The organism is Burkholderia singularis (assembly GCF_001718875.1).
Lineage (GTDB): Bacteria > Pseudomonadota > Gammaproteobacteria > Burkholderiales > Burkholderiaceae > Burkholderia > Burkholderia singularis.
In genome coordinates, this window is the sequence record NZ_CP013448.1 from 57,939 (window position 1) to 74,974 (window position 17,036).

Genomic DNA, 17,036 nt, shown 5'->3' on the forward strand with positions numbered 1-17,036 from the left:
GGCGGCGCGACGCAGGCGGCTCGCCGCTTGAGTCGCGATCCTGCCGGAGGCGGGCGACGCGCCGCTCAACGGTAATCGGCGGCGTTCCGCCTGGGCACCCCGTCACGCCGCATTCACGCGCGCCAGATAATCCCACAGCACCCGATCCGAAAAATCCCGGATGAATTCGTGCGCGCCGGCCTCGCCGAGCTGCTCCCGGCTCAGCGCCGTCAGCATGCCGAATGTATGGATGCCCGCCGAACTCGCCGACTTCACGCCCGAGGCCGAATCCTCGAACGCGACGGCTTTTTGCGCCGTGCCGCCCAGTTCGTCCAACGCGGTCAGATAAGGCAGCGGATGCGGCTTGCCATGCTCCAGTTCGCCGCCGATCACCAGCGCGTCGAATCGTCCGGCAAGCCCCAGCGCGTCGAGCATCATCACCGCATTGTCGCGCGGCGCGTTCGTCACGACGGCCGTTTTCGCGCCGATGCGCTGCGCATATCCCAGGATGTCGTCCGTTCCCGCCGTGGGCTCGAGCTTCGCGCCAAGCTGCGCGCGAAACAACTGCTCCTTCTGCGCGGCCAGCGCCGTGTACTCCTCTTTCGGCATACCCGGGAACAGGCCGCCGAAAATCATGTGGTCGGGAAAGCCCATCACATGGGCTTTGTAGTAGCCGACGTCGATCGACCGATTCCAACGCGCAAGCAGCGCGTTGTATGCATGCAGATGCAGCGCATCGGTATCGACGAGCGTGCCGTCCAGATCGAACAACAGGGTCAGCGCGTTCACTTGATGGAGACTCCGTTCAAAACGTTTCAGCGCCATGCGGACGATGGGCCGATTGATGCGCCTCAGCGAGCGCATCGGCAGAGGAAGGGACAGCCAACCAGCGCGGCACGCGCCGATAAGCGTGCCGCCGACACGCCGGTCCTCGGTACGGGCAGCGTGCCGGGCCGGCACCTGTGCTGGCGGAGTCGTGCGCGGCCGCGTTGCCGGGCACGACTTTACCGCAACCCTGGCCGATCGGCGTGGCATCGCACCACGACGCGCCCGTGCATGTGCCGACGCAGGCCGCGCGAGCAGCCTAGCCGATACGGCAGGTAAACGGCACGCCCAAAGGAGGAAATCAATCGAAAAGAAAAACACGGGATGGCGCAGTGCACGCCACGCGGCGCGGCGCCCACGGCGTCTCGATGGACTCACGCAGGCAAAGGATGGGAAAGGCGCCAGCACGACAACAGCGAGCCGCCGTTACCCCTCAACCGCGTCCGCACCGTTCACGCGCACCGGCAAGCACCGCAACGCGCGCGCGACCCGGCGCGTTGATGACGCAAGCCGCATCGACAAACCCCGGCCGCCACGAACGCGCCACCTGCCAGCCGCGTCATCGCGCACGCACCGCCGCCGTTTCGACGGCTCAAACCGTGGCGAGCGAATTCCGCCCGAACGTGCCGGCGGCGCGCTCGTCATTGTCATCGTCATTCTGAAATCTGAGCGGCGCCGCGCAATGCACGAGCGTATCGACCAGATATTTCGCGCGCGGCCACGGCCCGTAGCCGGCGGCGGTATTGATATGCCCGGCGTCGCCGAGATTGACGAACGCGCTGCCGAGCCGGTGCGCAAGCTCGCGCGCGTCCGCGAGCGTCATCCATGGGTCGGTCTCGCTGCCGATCAGAATCGACGGCACGGCGAGCCGGTACGCGTCGAACTCGCCCGCGAACGCGAATTTGCGCGGATTGGCCGGCGCCACGAACAGCACGCCGATCACATCCGCCGTTGGCATCTCGGCAGCCGATGCAGACTGCACGAGCGCATGCGCGGCCGCCAGGCAGCCGAAACTGTGCGCGGCCAGCACGAACGGGCCGCGCTCGCGCGCGAGCAGATCGCGGACCTTTTGCGCCCAGCGCGCGAGATGCGGCGCGTCCCAGTCGTCCTGTTCGACGCGCAACGCGCGTGCGAACTGCCGCTCGAGCCAGGTCTGCCAGTGCGCGCCTTCGCTGCCGTGCAGGCCGGGCACCGTGACGAGGCGCGGCGGCCAAGTCGATTTGCTGCATGAGCGCATGTGTCCCTCGCCAAACTAGGAGCTTGGAGACGATTCTCACGCGCGCCACGCGCGCGGCGAACCAATTTTTTGTGCTTTGCATTTCGACGGCCCGCGACGCGCGGCGCGACAAAACCGTAGAATGTCAGCTTCCGATGAGGAGACACCACATGTCCGCTACGCGATCTGGCGCGTTGCGCCCGTTCCATCTCGCCTTTCCGGTCACGAGCCTCGAGCGGGCGCGCCGCTTCTACGGCGAGTTGCTCGGCTGCCCGGAAGGCCGCAGTTCCGAGCATTGGGTCGACTTCGATTTCTTCGGCCACCAGCTCGTCGCGCATCTCGCGCCCGGCGAGGCGGGCGATTCGGCCGTCAATCCGGTTGACGGCGACGAGGTTCCGGTGCGCCATTTCGGCGTCGTGCTGTCGATGGACGAATGGCATGCGCTTGCCGACAAGCTCAAGGCGGCCGGTACGCATTTCTTGATCGAGCCGCATATCCGCTTCAAGGGCGAAGCCGGCGAGCAAGCAACGATGTTCTTCACGGATGCATGCGGCAACGCGCTCGAGTTCAAGGCATTCGCCGACATCGGCCAGCTCTTCGCGAAATAGCCGCATGCGCATCCTGCTCCATACGCCGAACGACGACGCGGGCGACTGGCAACGCGATATCGAGCGCGCACTGCCCGGCGCGCAGCCGCGCGCATGGCAGCCGGGCGACGACGCGCCCGCCGATTATGCGCTCGTCTGGCGCGCGCCGCGCGCGTTCTTCGCGCCGCGCGCGGGCCTGAAGGCGATCTTCAATTTGGGCGCGGGCGTCGATGCGGTGCTCGCGCTCGAACGCGATCATCCGGGCACGCTGCCGAGCGGCGTGCCGCTCGTGCGCCTCGAAGACGCCGGCATGGCGCGGCAGATGATCGACTACGTCGCGCATGCGGCGCTGCGCTATCTGTGCCGCTTCGACAAATACGCGTTGCTGCAGCGCGAGCGCCGCTGGCAGGTGCTCGAACCGCATCCGCGCGACACGTTCGTCGTCGGCGTGCTCGGCCTCGGCGCGCTGGGCCGGCAGGTCGCGCACGCGCTCGCCGCGCTCGGCCTGCCGGTGCGCGGCTACAGCCGCACGGCGAAAACGCTCGACGGCATCGCGACATTCGCCGGCCGCACGCAGTTCGACGCATTCGCCGACGGCGTGAAACTGCTCGTGAACCTGTTGCCGAGCACGGCCGATACCGCCGGCCTCCTGAACGCGCACACGTTCTCGAAGCTCGCGCGCGGCGCCTACCTCGTCAACGCCGCGCGCGGCGCGCATCTCGTCGAAGCGGACTTGCTCGACGCGCTCGCGAGCGGCCGCGTCGCCGCCGCGACGCTCGACGTCTTCGCCGACGAGCCGCTGCCGCAGCACCATCCGTTCTGGCGCGAGCCGCGCATCACCATCACGCCGCATTGCGCCGCGCAAACGCTGCGCGCCGACGCCGTGCGGCAAATCGCCGAGAAGATCGCCGCGCTCGAACGCGGCGAGCCGATCAGCGGCGTGGTCGATCGCGCGCGCGGCTACTGAGCGCGCAGCCGCACGAGCCCGATCACGCTATGCACACCACCGCGAAAGCCCCGCCCTCGCCCATCTCGATGCCGAGGCGCCCCCACCTCAGGAGACTCGCATGACGCTGCCCTCTTCCGTCAAGATCGTCGAAGTCGGCCCGCGCGACGGGCTGCAAAACGAAAAGGCGTTCGTCCCCACCGACGTCAAGATCGAACTCGTGAACCGGCTCTCGCGCGCCGGCTTTCGCAATGTCGAGGCGGCGTCGTTCGTATCGCCGAAATGGGTGCCGCAGATGGCCGACGGCGCCGACGTGATGGCCGGCATCGAACGCCGCGCGGCCACGATCTACTCGGCGCTGACCCCGAACCTGAAAGGCTTCGAGAACGCGCTCGCCGCGCGCGCCGACGAAGTGGTGATCTTCGGCGCGGCAAGCGAGGCGTTCTCGCAGCGCAATATCAACTGCAGCATCGCCGAGAGCATCGCGCGCTTCGAGCCCGTCGCGCGCGCGGCGAAGGAAGCGGGCGTGCGGCTGCGCGCGAGCGTATCGTGCGCGCTCGGCTGCCCGTACCAGGGCGACGTGCCGGTCGCGGCGGTCGTCGACGTCGTCGAGCGGCTCGCCGCGCTCGGCTGCGACGAGATCGACATCGCCGACACGATAGGCGTCGGCACGCCGGCACACACGCGCGCCGTGCTCGACGCGGTTGCGAAGGTATTCCCGCGCGAGCGGCTGTCGGGCCACTTCCACGACACCTATGGGCAAGCGCTCGCCAATATCTACGCGGCGCTTCTCGAAGGCATCACGATCTTCCACGCGTCGGTCGCGGGCCTCGGCGGCTGCCCATATGCGAAGGGTGCGACCGGCAACGTCGCGACGGAAGACGTGCTGTACCTGATGCGCGGCCTGGGCATCGAGACCGGCGTCGATCTCGACGCGGTGGTCGCCACCGGCGATTTCATCTCGAACGCAATCGGCCGGGCGAACGTGTCGCGCGCGGGCCGCGCGCTGCTCGCCAAGCAACGCGCGAGCGCCGACGAGCCGCCCGCGTGCGCATGACGCGCCGCCGCCCCGTTATTCGGATCGATCGAACCACTCCAATCACTCAAACCCAGCAAAGCCATCGTCATGCCACATCCAGCTCCCCTCGACCAGCTTCCTGATTCCGCGCGCCGCGTCGCGCTTTTGCTGCGTGAGCGCGGCCATGCGAAGGACATCGTCATGCTCGAGGAAACCGGCAAGACCTCGGCCGAAGCAGCCGCAGGCCTCGGCTGCTCGGTCGCGCAGATCGCGAAATCGATTCTGTTTCGCCGTCGTGCCGACAGCGCGCCGGTGCTCGTCGTCGCGAGCGGCGCGAACCGCGTCGACGAGAAGAAGGTCGCCGCGCATGTTGGCGACATCGGCCGCGCCGATGCGAAGTTCGTCCGCGACCACACCGGCTACGCGATCGGCGGCGTGTGCCCGGTCGGCCATCTCGTCGAGCCCGTCACGCTGATCGATCGCGATCTGCTCGAACTCGACAGCCTGTGGGCGGCGGCCGGCCATCCGCATGCGGTGTTCAATTTGTCGCCGCAGGAACTCGTCGCGCTGACGGGCGCGCCCATCGCCGAAATCGCCGTGCGCGACCCGGCATGAGCGAAACGACGACACAACGCCGCGCCGGCCCGCAGGCGCATGCGGTCAATGCCGGCGTGCCGTCGCCGTGCACGAACGTATGCAGGCTCGACGAGCTGACCGGCTGGTGCGCCGGCTGCCGCCGCACGCGCGACGAGATTGCCGGCTGGCGCAGCTTCGACGACGACGCGAAACGCGCGGTGCTGGCCCGGCTCGCCGCGCGCCGGTAATCGGCCGGCGGCCGATCCGGACGCAATGGCCGCGCGGGCGGCACGCGAGCAGGCACCGTACGTCGACATGACGGCGCATGCATCGGCATTCGAAAAAAAAGCCGTTCGCCCCAACAGGCGAACGGCGTGCATAAGAGAATTCTGTCGACGTGATCAACGTCATGCTCCATGATACGACGCCCACTCGCTGCACCGCATCAGGAGTTTCCCTACAATTTTCTTGCGCCGTCCCACACGGCTTGCGCTTCGCTGCCCCGCTCCCTGCCGCACGGTCAGTTGCGCACCGCAACACGCCGCGCCGGCACGATGCGCCATCCGAGATTCACGCCGGCCGCCGCGAGCAGGATCAACACCGCGCCGAATACCTGGCTCCACGCGAGCGTCTGCCCGAATGCGAACCGATCGACGACGATCGCGACAACCGGATAGACGAACGACAGCGCGCCGATCGTAGCGGTCGGCAGCTTCTGAATCGCGCCGTACAGCAGTATGTACATCACACCCGTGTTGACGACGCCGAGCACGGCGAGATCGAACCATTGCATCGGCGTCGCGGGCAACGCGTCGAAGTGAGCGAACGGCGCGAGCAGCAGCATGCCGACACCCGTCTGGAACAGCGCGAGCAGATGCGGCGGCGTGCCCTTCAGACGCTTCGTGACGATCGACGACACCGCGTAGAGAAACGCCGCGCCGAGCGCGAGCGCAACGCCTTCCAGATACTGGCCGGGCAGCGCGAGCACCGCGGGCTCGACCCGCACGACGCACACCAGGCCCGCAAATGCGATCGCAAGCCACGCGATGGTCGATACGGTGAGACGCTCGCGGAAGATCAGCGCGCCGAGCGCGACGAGCATGAACGGCTGCGTGTTATAGACCGCCGTAGCCATCGAAATGGACGCGCGCGAATACGCGGCGAACAACAGCACCCAGTTCGCGACAATCGTGACGCTGCTGAGCGCAGCGAGCGCGACCGTGCGCGCGCGAAACAGCTCGCGGCGCAACAGACCCAGCGCCGCGCAGACGACGAGCATCGTCGCCCCGCCGAACAGGCAACGGAAAAACACCACGTTCATCAAATGCTGCTGCGACGACACGACCAGCCAGCCGATCGTCCCGGACATCAGCATCGCAAGCACCATCTCCAGCGCACCGCGGCGCATTTCGTTCGAAGCCATTTAAATTCACCCAATGCAAAGGTCTGGCTTCGATTTTAGAGACTTGCATCGCGCATCTCTATCGCTAAACTGAGAAAAAAACGCCACTGCACCTTTGAAACGAAGGTCAATATGCAAAAACGCCTTTCATCGCCCACGCATCCGGCGAGCCCGCTCGACGCGCTCGACCGCGAGTTGCTGCGTGCACTCGCCGACGATGCGCGCCTGAGCGTCAGCGAGCTTGCACGGCGCATCGGGCTGTCCGCGCCGAGCACGGCCGAACGTCTGCGCCGGCTCGACGCGCAAGGGGTGATCACGCGCTTCACGGTCGAACTCGATCCGCGCGCGCTCGGCTACACGCTGCAAGCGATCGTGCGCGTCAAACCGCTGCCCGGCCAGCTTCATCTGGTCGAGGAATTGCTGCGCCGCATTCCCGAGTTCGTCGAATGCGACAAGGTCACGGGCGACGACTGCTTCGTCTGCCGTCTCTATCTGCGCTCGATCGAGCAGCTCGACGAAATACTCGCGAAGGTGACCGAGCGGGCGGAAACGAGCACCGCGATCGTCAAGTCGACACCCGTTGCGCGGCGTCTGCCGCCGCTGTCGACCGACGGCGACTGACGTTTGCCGCGCCCCGTCACACGGGCTCGCTTGCCTCGAAGAACGCCAACGCCTCGTCGATCAACGCGACGGGCGCTTCTTCCGGAATGTAGTGGCCGCATGCGATCGCGCGGCCGCTCACGTCACGCGCCACGCGCCGCCATTCGTCGAGCGGATCGAACAAGCGTCCGACTACGCCTTCCTCGCCCCACAGCACGCGCAGCGGGCATACAAGCTTGTTGCCGCGCTCGAGATCCGCGCGGTCGTGCTCGAGATCGATCGTCGCGGACGCCCGGTAGTCCTCGCACATCGCATGCACCGCGCCCGGCTGGCGCAATGCGTCGCGATACGCCTGCAGCGCCTGCGGCGAGAACGGCGCGAGCCCGGCCGAGCGATGCGCCATCACCGCGTCGATATACGCATCGGTATGACCGCCGATCAGCGTCTCGGGCAACGGCTCGGGCTGTATCAGGAAGAACCAGTGAAAATAAGCGGTCGCAAACGCGCGATCGGTGCGCTCGTACATCGCCAACGTCGGCGCGATGTCGAGCAGCAGCATGCGCTCGACCGCATCGCGATGATCGAGCGCCATCCGGTGCGCAACGCGCGCGCCGCGATCGTGCGCGCACACGTAGAAGCGGGGAAAGCCGAAGTGACGCATCACGGCCACCTGATCGGCCGCCATCGTGCGCTTCGAGTAACACGCATGCCGCGCATCGCCCGCCGGCTTACTCGAGGCGCCGTAGCCGCGCAGATCCGTGGCGATCACGGTGAAATGCCTGGCGAGCGTCACGGCGACACGATGCCAAATCATGTGCGTCTGCGGGTGCCCGTGAAGCAACAAAAGGGGCGGCCCCGTGCCTCCTTTGACGCCGAAAATATCGACATCTTGCACCGTCACGCGAAACGGTGCGAACGCCTCAAACGACATGGTCTTGTTCTCTAGAATCGTTGTGCTTGATATTGTAGAAGTGCGGTTGTCGCGCATCGCGCGCGCCGGTGCGCAAAACATAGAAACTGAGCACTCATTCGACAGGGCCCCGGCCGCAGCGCATTTTGTTAAGCATGCCTATAATGGCACGACCGTTCGTGTTAATTCGCCGCTAATGCGTATCCGGCCCGACCGCATTCGATCCGTCCGATCCTGCCGGAATGCCCGTGCGTCACGACGATACGACGCGCTTTGCCATCGCACGCGCAACAACTGCCGCCGGGGGCCTGAGGTAAGTGCCGAAGCGCTACCTTCGGCTCGCGGCATGGAGCCAGAGTCAACGCTAAAGCGCTAACTCTGGTCGACCGCTGCGGGACGGGTGTAAGGCGCTAAAGCGCCTACTCCCGCTATTCGCGGCATGGGACCAGAGTCAATGCTAAAGCGCTAACTCTGGTCGACCGCCGCGGGGCGGGTGTAAGGCGCTAAAGCGCCTACTCCCGCTATTCGCGGCATGGAGCCGGAGTCAACGCTAAAGCGCTAACTCTGGTCGACCGCCGCGAGGCGGGTGTAAGGCGCTGAAGCGCCTACTCTCGCTATCCGCGGCATGGGACCAGAGTAAGCGCTAAAGCGCTAACTCTGGTCGACACCGGAGACATATATGGCCCTGCCTGCCGTTCTGCAACAACTCGCGCTGCCCGTGATCGCTTCGCCGATGTTCATCGTCAGCTATCCTGAACTCGTGCTGGCACAATGCAAGGCGGGCATCGTCGGCTCGTTTCCCGCCCTCAACGCACGGCCCGCCGAATTGCTCGACGAATGGCTCACGCAATTGCAAGCGCAGCTCGCCGAGCACAAAGCCGCGCACCCCGACGCAGTGATCGGGCCGATCGCCGTCAACCAGATCGTCCACCAGTCGAACGTGCGGCTCGAGCACGATATCCGCGTCTGCGTCGATCATAAGGTGCCGATCTTCATCACCAGCCTGCGCGCACCCGCACGCGAAATCGTCGACGCCGTCCACAGCTACGGCGGCATCGTGCTGCACGACGTCATCAATCTGAGGCATGCCCAAAAAGCGCTCGAAGCGGGAGTCGACGGCCTCATCCTCGTCGCGGCAGGCGCGGGCGGCCATGCGGGCACGACGTCGCCGTTCGCGCTCGTCGGCGAAGTGCGCAAGATCTTCGACGGCCCGATCGTGCTATCCGGCTCGATCGCCAACGGCGGCTCGATCCTCGCCGCACAGGCAATGGGCGCCGATCTCGCGTACATAGGCACGCGCTTCATCGCGACGCAGGAAGCGCACGCGGTGGACGACTACAAGCGCGCAATCGTCGATGCGAAATCCGCCGACATCATCTACACGAATCTCTTCACCGGCGTACACGGCAACTACATTCGCGAGAGCATCGTGAACGCGGGCCTCGATCCGGAAGCGCTGCCGGTCGCCGACAAATCGAAGATGAATTTCGGCAACGACAAGTCGAAGGCGTGGAAGGACATCTGGGGTGCGGGGCAAGGCGTCGGCCTGATGGACGACGTGCCGAGCGTCGCGGAACTGGTCGGGCGCCTGAAGCGCGAGTACGACGAAGCGAAAGCCCGCCTGGGAATTCGCGCTTAACGCGCTGACGGAAGATTCACGGCTGCGCCATACGGCGCGCCGTAGCGAACGCCGCGCAGCATGGCGCGCGAACGGCGTCGCGCTCGAGCGCGGCGCACCGAAGCCGCGGCGGCACGCGCGGCCCGCTCGCCACCGCGCAGCGCACGCCTAATCATCCGCCACGCCGAACCGGCAAGCCACGCCGTCAACCGAGCCGCTTCATCCGCGGCATCGAATACTGCCGCAGCCGCTCGTCGATCGACGGACACAGCGATTGCCCGGAGAAGCGATCGGCAACGAAGTCGACGAACGTGCGCACCTTCGCCGACACGTGCCGTCGGCTCGCGTACACCGCGTAGATCGGCAACTCCCGCGGCGGCAGCACGTCGAGCAGCAGCGGCACAAGACGCCCGGCCTCGATGTCCTCGCCGACCACTTCGGTGCCGAGCAGCGCAATGCCCGCGCCGCCCAGCACCGCGACGCGCAACCCTTCGAGGTGGTTGACGATCATGTTGCCCGACAGCGGCGCGCGCGAAGCGGTGGCGACGTCGGTCAGCGCGGCGTCGAACAATGTGTCGTTCGACTCGCGGCGGATGTAATTGTGATGCTGGAGATCGGCAACCGTTGTCGGCGTGCCGCGCTTTTCGAGATATTCAGGCGACGCGACGAGCACGATGTGCGCAGTGGCGATCTGCCGCGCGACGAGCGACGACGACTTCATGCCCGTGGCCGCGGCGCGAACCGCGACGTCGTACCCTTCGTCGATCAACTCGACGACCCGGTCGGACAACGTAATCTCGACCGTCACATCGGGGTAGCGCTCGGCATACGACGACGCAGCATCCATCACGTACCGCAACCCGAACGCCGACAGCGACGTCAGGCGCAGACGCCCTTGCGGCACGACGCTCGACGCGCCGACTGCCTGACCGGCTTCGTCGAGTTCGGTCAGCGCCTGCACCAGCCGTTCGTAATATTCGCGCCCCGCCTCCGTCGGCGCGACGCGGCGCGTCGTGCGATGCAAAAGCCGTGCTCCGAGCTGATGCTCGAGATGCATCACGTGCTTGCTCGCCATCGCCGCCGACATCTCCATGCGTTCCGCCGCGCCGACGAAGCTGCCGACTTCGACGACGTACCGGAACACATTCATGCTGACGAGGGTGTCCATCGAAATAGTGCTCGCAACTGTTAAAAATTTGTCTAGTCGCAAGCAACTGTAACAAAGCTAATGAGCCCGAAACGTCAAGAAAGGAAAAATGACAGCGAGTAATGTAACGCCGCTAACTTATCTCAAGGGATCGGCCGGGTAGTGCGGGTTCCAGCGCACTTTTTCATCGTGATCCGAAGCGTTTACACGGCCGGCGCAGCCGGCTGACGGGCCGCAAACCCATGCAAAACGCCCACCCCGAATGCAGCCGCGCCGCCTCGCCGGACCGGCCGCTATCCATATTCATATCGCAGCTATCCATATACGCGACACACGGATGGCCCGCACCAACGCGCCGCCGTCAGAATTTCGCCCGAATTCCCGCGCCGAACGTATCGCCGCTGCCCATCCCCGAAAAACGGTCGTTCATGTAGGCGGCATACAAATCCGTGCGCTTGGACAGCGGATAGTCGTAGCCGACCGCCCAAGTACGGTGGGTCTGCTCGAGACCGCCCGATCCGTGCGAGTACGCATACGATGCAAGCGCTCTGCCCGCGCCAAGCGGCACCGCCACGCCGCCTTGCACGGTATTCACGTGCCAGCTTCCGGCATCCTGCTCGTTGTGCGTATACATATATTGTCCGTAGAGCTTGACGAGTTTGAAGTCGTAGGACAGGCCGACTTGCGCGACACCCTGGCTCTTCATTCTCGACACGAGCGCGCCGAGATCGCCCGGATCGTTATTGAAGTTCACGTACTGATAAACCGCTGTTGCTGCAAACGGGCCGTTTGCATAATTCAGTTGTCCGCTCCATTTTTTTGAGCGGTTTTCCCCCGCCGAATTGCCGAACGCATACATTACCCCCCCGCTTAATCCGCCGAACGACGGGCTCGTATAACCGACCGCGTTATTCCAGCCCGAATCGCCGACGACGCCCTGATCGGTCGTATACGTCGGGAATGTGCCGAGGCCGAGGAACACGTGGTAGACCATCGGCGAGAACACGTATGAATCGATGAACGGGTTGAAGAGGATCGTCGAGACGAACAGATGGGTCGTCAGACGCCCGGCCGTCACCGTGCCGTATGGCGTCGCGAGCCCGACATACGCGTTGCGCCCGAAGAACGTATCGCCGTCGAAGCGGCCGTAGCGGCCGGTCTGCGCGCGGAAAAAATCCTCCAGCGTGAAGATTGCCTGATACCCGCCGCCGAGATCCTCGGTGCCGCGAATCCCCCAGTAAGACGTCGACATCCCGCCGCCCTGCACGCCCCACGCCCGCTGGCCGCCGGGAAATTTCTGCGCGCCGATCCACTCGTCGACCTGGCCGTACAGTTGAACGCTCGATTGCGCCCGGGCAAGCGTCGCGCCCCCGGCGAGCGCCACGGCGGCGGCGCACATACAAGTGGTTTTCAACGCACGGCTGGCGGTTGATTTCATAAGATCTCCAAATTGTCTATCTGTCGGTCTTGACGAACGGTCTTGGGAAATGATGCGGCGCACATCGCACACGAGCGCGGCAACGGAATGCGGGCGCTCGAGCGCGGTCCATCTTCCAAGGCCATTTTTATGGTCAAAAAAGAAGAGACTTATTGCAGATATACCGTCTGCATTAATTTCCCGGCGATTTGTCGGGCGTCCGCGGCCAAAGGCCGGCTCCCGGCGCGATGCATCGCGCCCGGCCGCGCGCGTCGCTCGCGATGAGGCGCGAAAGATAGCGTAATCAATGAGATGCGCGGCGGGATTTCGCGCGAGTGTGGCGAATTTGCATCAGCACGCGGCGTGTGCCGCCGCATTAGACGAATGTGTCAGTTGCGGGAAAAAGGCGCGAGAAACGGTTCGCGCGCCGCGCCGTTTTGCCCGCGCGGCGCGGGAGCGGTCCGCCCGCCGCGTTCCTCGTTGTAGCGCGCGACATCGGCACGGATCGAGCCCGCGCGCATTGGCAGGTTGACCGAGCCGGGCGCGTGCGGCACCTGCCGCGCATCGGCACTGATCGGCCGGTATGGGCTTTGCGCCGCGTAGCGCCCGTAGGACGGCGTCGGGCGCAAGCCCCAGCGGGGGCCGTAACCGCTGACGCCGATCCTGGCATCCCGGCCATGCGGCGGCGCCGCTTGCAGATAGCCGGCGCCGCCGCGCCAGCCGCCGCTATCTTCCGCGGCGTAGGCTGACGGCGCGCCGCCGCGCGGGCCGCCGCCGAATCCGGGCCCGCCGCCGTGCGGCGGCTGCGCGAAGACGAGCGAAGCCGCAAGCGCACCGAACGCGCTCACAGCCCATTGCCCGATCATCCGTTTTACCCGTTCCGTCTTCATCACTGGCCCACTACATGCCTTGTCCATTCAAGTTCGCGCGAAACGTATATCGCCCGAGACTTTCAACAGTAATTTATGGGTGCCGCGAAAGCGTGTCGAGCCAAAAAGTGTTAGACCTCAGGCATCGGTGTAACACCATGTTACTGCTAGGTTTTTCACCTATTCCGCCCATTTTGTCAGACTGATTTTTAACATTTCGATAACCGGATTAAAAACCATCGAATGGCCAATCGATGACTCGTTGAAATGCGCCCGAATCATCAATCGATTCTCTGAATGAATTTGCCTATTCAATAGTCAGCCGTGACAATAGCCGGACCGACAACGGCCGGCGTCCGCGTTGAGCGCCGTGCCGCTCACCCTGCATTCAATCGAGATCCGAAATGGCGCGTTCACGCTTCATCCCCGACAATTTCACCCTCGCGCTTGTCGGCACCGTCGTGCTCGCAAGCGTGCTGCCCTGCCGCGGCGGCGCCGCGCACGCGTTCAACTGGGCCACCGACATCGCGGTCGGGCTGCTGTTCTTCCTGCACGGCGCGAAGCTCTCGCGCGAGGCCATCATCGCCGGTGTGACGCATTGGCGGCTGCACTTGGTCGTGCTCGTCAGCACGTTCGCGCTGTTTCCGCTCGTCGGCCTCGCGCTCAAGCCCGTGCTCACGCCGCTCGTCACCCCCGCGCTTTATGCGGGCGTGCTGTTCCTCTGCACGCTGCCGTCGACCGTGCAATCGTCGATCGCGTTCACGTCGATCGCGAAGGGCAACGTGCCGGCGGCTGTCTGCTCGGCATCCGCATCGAGCCTCATCGGCATCTTCGTCACGCCCGCGCTCGTCGGCCTGTTGATCACATCGCACGGAACCGGCGCGGCCGCGTCGCCGTGGAGCACGATCGGCGCGATCGTCATGCAGTTGCTCGTGCCGTTCGTCGCCGGTCAACTGCTGCGGCCCGTGATCGGCGCCTGGATCGAGCGCCATCGCGGCGTGCTGCGCTTCGTCGATCAGGGTTCGATCCTGCTCGTGGTCTACGTCGCGTTCAGCGAAGCGGTCAATCAAGGGCTCTGGCATCAGATTCCACCCACCGCGCTCGGCGGTCTCGTCGTCGTCAACGTCGTGCTGCTCGCGATCGCGCTCGGCATCACCGCGTTCACGAGCAAGCGGCTCGGCTTCAATCGCGCGGACCAGATCACGATCATCTTTTGCGGCTCGAAAAAAAGCCTCGCGGCCGGCGTGCCGATGGCGAAGGTGATCTTCGCGGCGCATGCGGTTGGAGCAGTCGTGCTGCCGCTGATGCTGTTCCATCAGATCCAGTTGATGACCTGCGCGGCGCTCGCGCAGCGCTGGGGCGCTCGCGACACCAGCCGCGAGCGGCAAACCGCCGCGCGCGACGACGCAATGGGCGCGGCGAAGGCGGGCATCGCCGCGAAGCGTTGAGTTTCGTCGAATTTCGCTGAATGCCGAGCGGCTCCCGCACGGGCGCGTCCCGCGCGGCCAGGCCGCTCGAGGCGGTCCAGCGCTGGCGCTGGACCGCTTCATTGCCGAGTCGCACGGCTGCCGCCACGAAGGAAAACACCCGGCGACGCAGGGGCGCTGTTTTATCCGGAGCAATTGAATCGGCAGGCCGACTGTGAGCCGCCGCGTCGATGAAATGACGCCCGCTGCGGATCTTCTGTCGAATAAGCCGCCGGCCGCGGAATAGGCCGTCGCCAGGACGCGTTCGCGTTGGTTGCGCCGCGCGGCTCGGCCGATGAAGCTGCGGGCTCAACCGGCAAAGGCAAAGCTGCGGGTTAATCTTTTTTAGCCCATTTTTTTGCTTTTTAATCCGCTTTTTCCGTTCCAAACGCGAAATCCCGGATACGGGCGGACACCCGCGTCTTTACCTCGGCACGGACGCCCCCCGTCCCGGCATCGGGCGTCTGTCGGACGTGCCTTACCCAGCGCCGTTTTCCGCCCCGCGCCCGAACGCTTGCGCGCGTCTTGCTCGTCGCCCGCCCTCGCCCCGTGCAGGTGCCGCCCGGCGGTTTTGCCCGGGTCTGCGCATTTCCCATCTCCGCATCTTCCGCTTCCCGCCTCCACCATCGCCGCCCCCGCCCGAGGCGGAATGCCCGATGCGCCCAAAACGGGCATCGCTTCACAAAAAATTCATTCAATCTGCCCGTACCGGCGCCGTTAAGCCTGCTTCTCGTCACTGCGCTCCACGTCACGAGCGCGACGCGCCGCCCTCGGAAAGCACGCCCGATGAACACCACCCGCCTCACCGTCAAAACCCGGCTGCGCCTGCTTGTCGCGCTCGTCGTCCTGGTACTTGCCGCAGTTGGCGGCATCGGCCTGGCAGGCGTTGCCCGCATCGGCGACGCGCTCGCGCATGTCTTCGAGGATCGCGTGAAGGCCCTGCAGCGGATCTCGTCGCTCGACGAGATCGTCACGCAAACCCGCTACGCGATCGGCGACGCCGTGCTCGATCCGTCCGCCGCCAAAACCGATGCGCTCACCAGCGCGTCGGCGCGCGACGTCACGGCGATCGACCGCCTGCTCGCCGAGCATCGCGCAATGCCGCTCGCCGACGCCGAGCGCGCGCAGGCCGAGCGTCTTGCCGCCGATTGGACGACGCTGCGCGACCAGGGCATCCGGCCGGTGATCGCCCTGCTGAAGGCGAACAATCTGTCCGAAGCGCAATGGGTGGTCACGCAGACGCTCGAGCCGGCCGCGCAGCGCGTCAAGACCGAGAGCGCGCAATTGCGGCAAGTCCAGCTCGACGCGGCGCAACGCGCATACGACCGCGCGCGGGGCATGGCTCGGCTCGTCCAATGGGCGGTCGCAGGCTGCGTATTGGCGGGCGTCGCGCTCGTCGCCGCGCTGTGCGCGACGATGGCGCGCGTGCTTGCGCGGCAGCTCGGCGGCGAACCGCATGACGCAGCCGCTGTCGCCAGCGGCATAGCGGCCGGCAATCTCGCGCTCGGCGTGCACGCCGCCGACGCCGCGCCCGGCAGCGTGCTACATGCGATGCACACGATGCGCGCACGCCTTGCCGCGACGATCGGCACGCTGCAACGCGCGGCCGACGCGATTGCGCACACGACGGCCGATATCGCGCACGGCAACCACGACCTGTCGCGCCGCACCGACGAGCACGCAGCCGGCCTTCAGCAGACGGCCAGCAGCATGGAGCAGCTCGCCGCGACCCTACGCGCCAACGCCGACCATGCACGTCAGGCCAGTTCGCTCGCCTCGGCGGCGTCGGCGCAAGCCGAGCACGGTGGCGCGGCGGCGCGCGACGCGATGACGCGAATGGAAGCGTTATCGGTGCGTTCGCAGCAAATCCGCAGCATTTCGTCGACGATCGAAGGCATTGCATTCCAGACCAACCTGCTCGCGCTCAACGCGGCCGTCGAGGCGGCGCGCGCGGGCCCCGCCGGCCGAGGCTTCGCGGTAGTCGCCCAGGAGGTGCGCGGCCTCGCGCATCGCAGCGCGCAGGCGGCCAAGGAAATTTCGGCGCTGATCGCCAGCGTGACGGACGAAGTCGAACGCGGCACGGACACCGTGAAGGCCGCGGGCGGCACGATCGTCGATATGCTTGCGTCGGTGCGCCAGGTTGCAACGCTCGTCGACGAGATTTCGCATGCGTGCGACGAGCAGCATTCTGGGATCGACCAGATCAACCGCGCGGTCGCGCAAATGGATCAGATGACTCAGCACAACGCGTTGCTCGTGCAGAAGGCGGCCGGCGCGGCGGGCGCGCTCGCCGACGAAGCGGCCGCGTTGCGCGCAGCGGCGGCGATTTTCCGGGTGGCGGCGTGATGTGGTGATCAGTCAGGGGGCAGCATCGGCATTTCGAGCCGAGTTTACTATTTTTAGTAAACAAATAATCGTCACCCATCCCAATTAAATCAAGAAAAATCAAGCGCCATTAGC

General features: G+C 65.8%; 16 protein-coding genes. 9 read left to right on the forward strand and 7 right to left on the reverse strand.

All coding sequences use genetic code 11. The features are described from left to right. Nucleotides 1-102: 102 nt before the first annotated feature. Nucleotides 103-768, reverse strand: a complete 666-nt coding sequence (locus tag AQ611_RS00250; protein WP_069235062.1) for an HAD family hydrolase — start codon at nt 766-768, stop codon at nt 103-105. 628 nt (nt 769-1,396) lie between these two features. Further along, nucleotides 1,397-2,041 (reverse strand): RBBP9/YdeN family alpha/beta hydrolase, encoded by a 645-nt coding sequence (locus tag AQ611_RS00255; protein ID WP_069233430.1) that lies wholly within the window; start codon nt 2,039-2,041, stop codon nt 1,397-1,399. 149 nt (nt 2,042-2,190) lie between these two features. Between AQ611_RS00255 and AQ611_RS00260 the strand changes: the two genes are divergently transcribed. The 5 genes from AQ611_RS00260 (at nt 2,191) to AQ611_RS00280 (ending at nt 5,395) form a co-directional block, all read left to right on the forward strand. Then, on the forward strand, nt 2,191-2,628 hold the full coding sequence (locus tag AQ611_RS00260) for a VOC family protein (RefSeq protein ID WP_059517982.1): 438 nt from the start codon (nt 2,191-2,193) through the stop codon (nt 2,626-2,628). A 4-nt stretch (nt 2,629-2,632) separates the two neighbouring features. Next, complete coding sequence (locus AQ611_RS00265; protein WP_069233431.1) at nt 2,633-3,574, forward strand: 2-hydroxyacid dehydrogenase; 942 nt, start codon at nt 2,633-2,635, stop codon at nt 3,572-3,574. 100 nt (nt 3,575-3,674) lie between these two features. After that, complete coding sequence (locus tag AQ611_RS00270) at nt 3,675-4,610, forward strand: hydroxymethylglutaryl-CoA lyase (protein WP_069233432.1); 936 nt, start codon at nt 3,675-3,677, stop codon at nt 4,608-4,610. Between the two features lie 69 nt (nt 4,611-4,679). After that, the gene (locus AQ611_RS00275; protein ID WP_059517502.1) at nt 4,680-5,186 is read left to right on the forward strand and encodes a YbaK/EbsC family protein; all 507 of its coding nucleotides are present in this window, start codon (nt 4,680-4,682) and stop codon (nt 5,184-5,186) included. Continuing rightward, nucleotides 5,078-5,395 carry a DUF1289 domain-containing protein gene (locus AQ611_RS00280; protein ID WP_374755089.1) on the forward strand — a complete coding sequence of 106 codons (318 nt, stop codon included), beginning with the start codon at nt 5,078-5,080 and terminating at the stop codon, nt 5,393-5,395. The genes AQ611_RS00275 and AQ611_RS00280 overlap by 109 nt, the downstream gene beginning before the upstream one ends. 272 nt (nt 5,396-5,667) lie before the next feature. Here AQ611_RS00280 and AQ611_RS00285 read toward each other — a convergent pair whose 3' ends face one another. Further along, entirely contained in the window at nt 5,668-6,570 is a 903-nt protein-coding gene (locus AQ611_RS00285) for a DMT family transporter (protein WP_069233434.1), read from the reverse strand. A gap of 111 nt (nt 6,571-6,681) precedes the next feature. On the opposite strand from AQ611_RS00285, the gene AQ611_RS00290 reads away from it, so the two are divergent. Then, entirely contained in the window at nt 6,682-7,170 is a 489-nt protein-coding gene (locus AQ611_RS00290) for an Lrp/AsnC family transcriptional regulator (RefSeq protein WP_059517493.1), read from the forward strand. Between the two features lie 16 nt (nt 7,171-7,186). On the opposite strand, the gene AQ611_RS00295 is transcribed toward AQ611_RS00290, so the two are convergent. Next, entirely contained in the window at nt 7,187-8,080 is an 894-nt protein-coding gene (locus AQ611_RS00295) for an alpha/beta fold hydrolase (RefSeq protein WP_059517491.1), read from the reverse strand. Between the two features lie 658 nt (nt 8,081-8,738). Between AQ611_RS00295 and AQ611_RS00300 the strand changes: the two genes are divergently transcribed. Then, nucleotides 8,739-9,698: an NAD(P)H-dependent flavin oxidoreductase gene (locus AQ611_RS00300; RefSeq protein ID WP_069233435.1), complete on the forward strand. Its 960-nt coding sequence runs from the start codon at nt 8,739-8,741 to the stop codon at nt 9,696-9,698. 184 nt (nt 9,699-9,882) lie between these two features. Here AQ611_RS00300 and AQ611_RS00310 read toward each other — a convergent pair whose 3' ends face one another. From AQ611_RS00310 to AQ611_RS00325, 3 genes are all read right to left on the reverse strand, one after another. Further along, the gene (locus tag AQ611_RS00310; RefSeq protein ID WP_059517487.1) at nt 9,883-10,845 is read right to left on the reverse strand and encodes a LysR family transcriptional regulator; all 963 of its coding nucleotides are present in this window, start codon (nt 10,843-10,845) and stop codon (nt 9,883-9,885) included. A 340-nt stretch (nt 10,846-11,185) separates the two neighbouring features. Continuing rightward, nucleotides 11,186-12,262 (reverse strand): porin, encoded by a 1,077-nt coding sequence (locus AQ611_RS00315; protein ID WP_059517476.1) that lies wholly within the window; start codon nt 12,260-12,262, stop codon nt 11,186-11,188. A 368-nt stretch (nt 12,263-12,630) separates the two neighbouring features. Next, nucleotides 12,631-13,131 (reverse strand): peptide-binding protein, encoded by a 501-nt coding sequence (locus AQ611_RS00325; protein WP_069235063.1) that lies wholly within the window; start codon nt 13,129-13,131, stop codon nt 12,631-12,633. A 383-nt stretch (nt 13,132-13,514) separates the two neighbouring features. Between AQ611_RS00325 and AQ611_RS00330 the strand changes: the two genes are divergently transcribed. Then, nucleotides 13,515-14,558 carry a bile acid:sodium symporter family protein gene (locus AQ611_RS00330; RefSeq protein ID WP_069233438.1) on the forward strand — a complete coding sequence of 348 codons (1,044 nt, stop codon included), beginning with the start codon at nt 13,515-13,517 and terminating at the stop codon, nt 14,556-14,558. 804 nt (nt 14,559-15,362) lie between these two features. Continuing rightward, nucleotides 15,363-16,922, forward strand: coding sequence for a methyl-accepting chemotaxis protein (locus AQ611_RS00335; protein WP_069233439.1), 1,560 nt, complete (start codon nt 15,363-15,365; stop codon nt 16,920-16,922). Nucleotides 16,923-17,036: the final 114 nt, after the last annotated feature.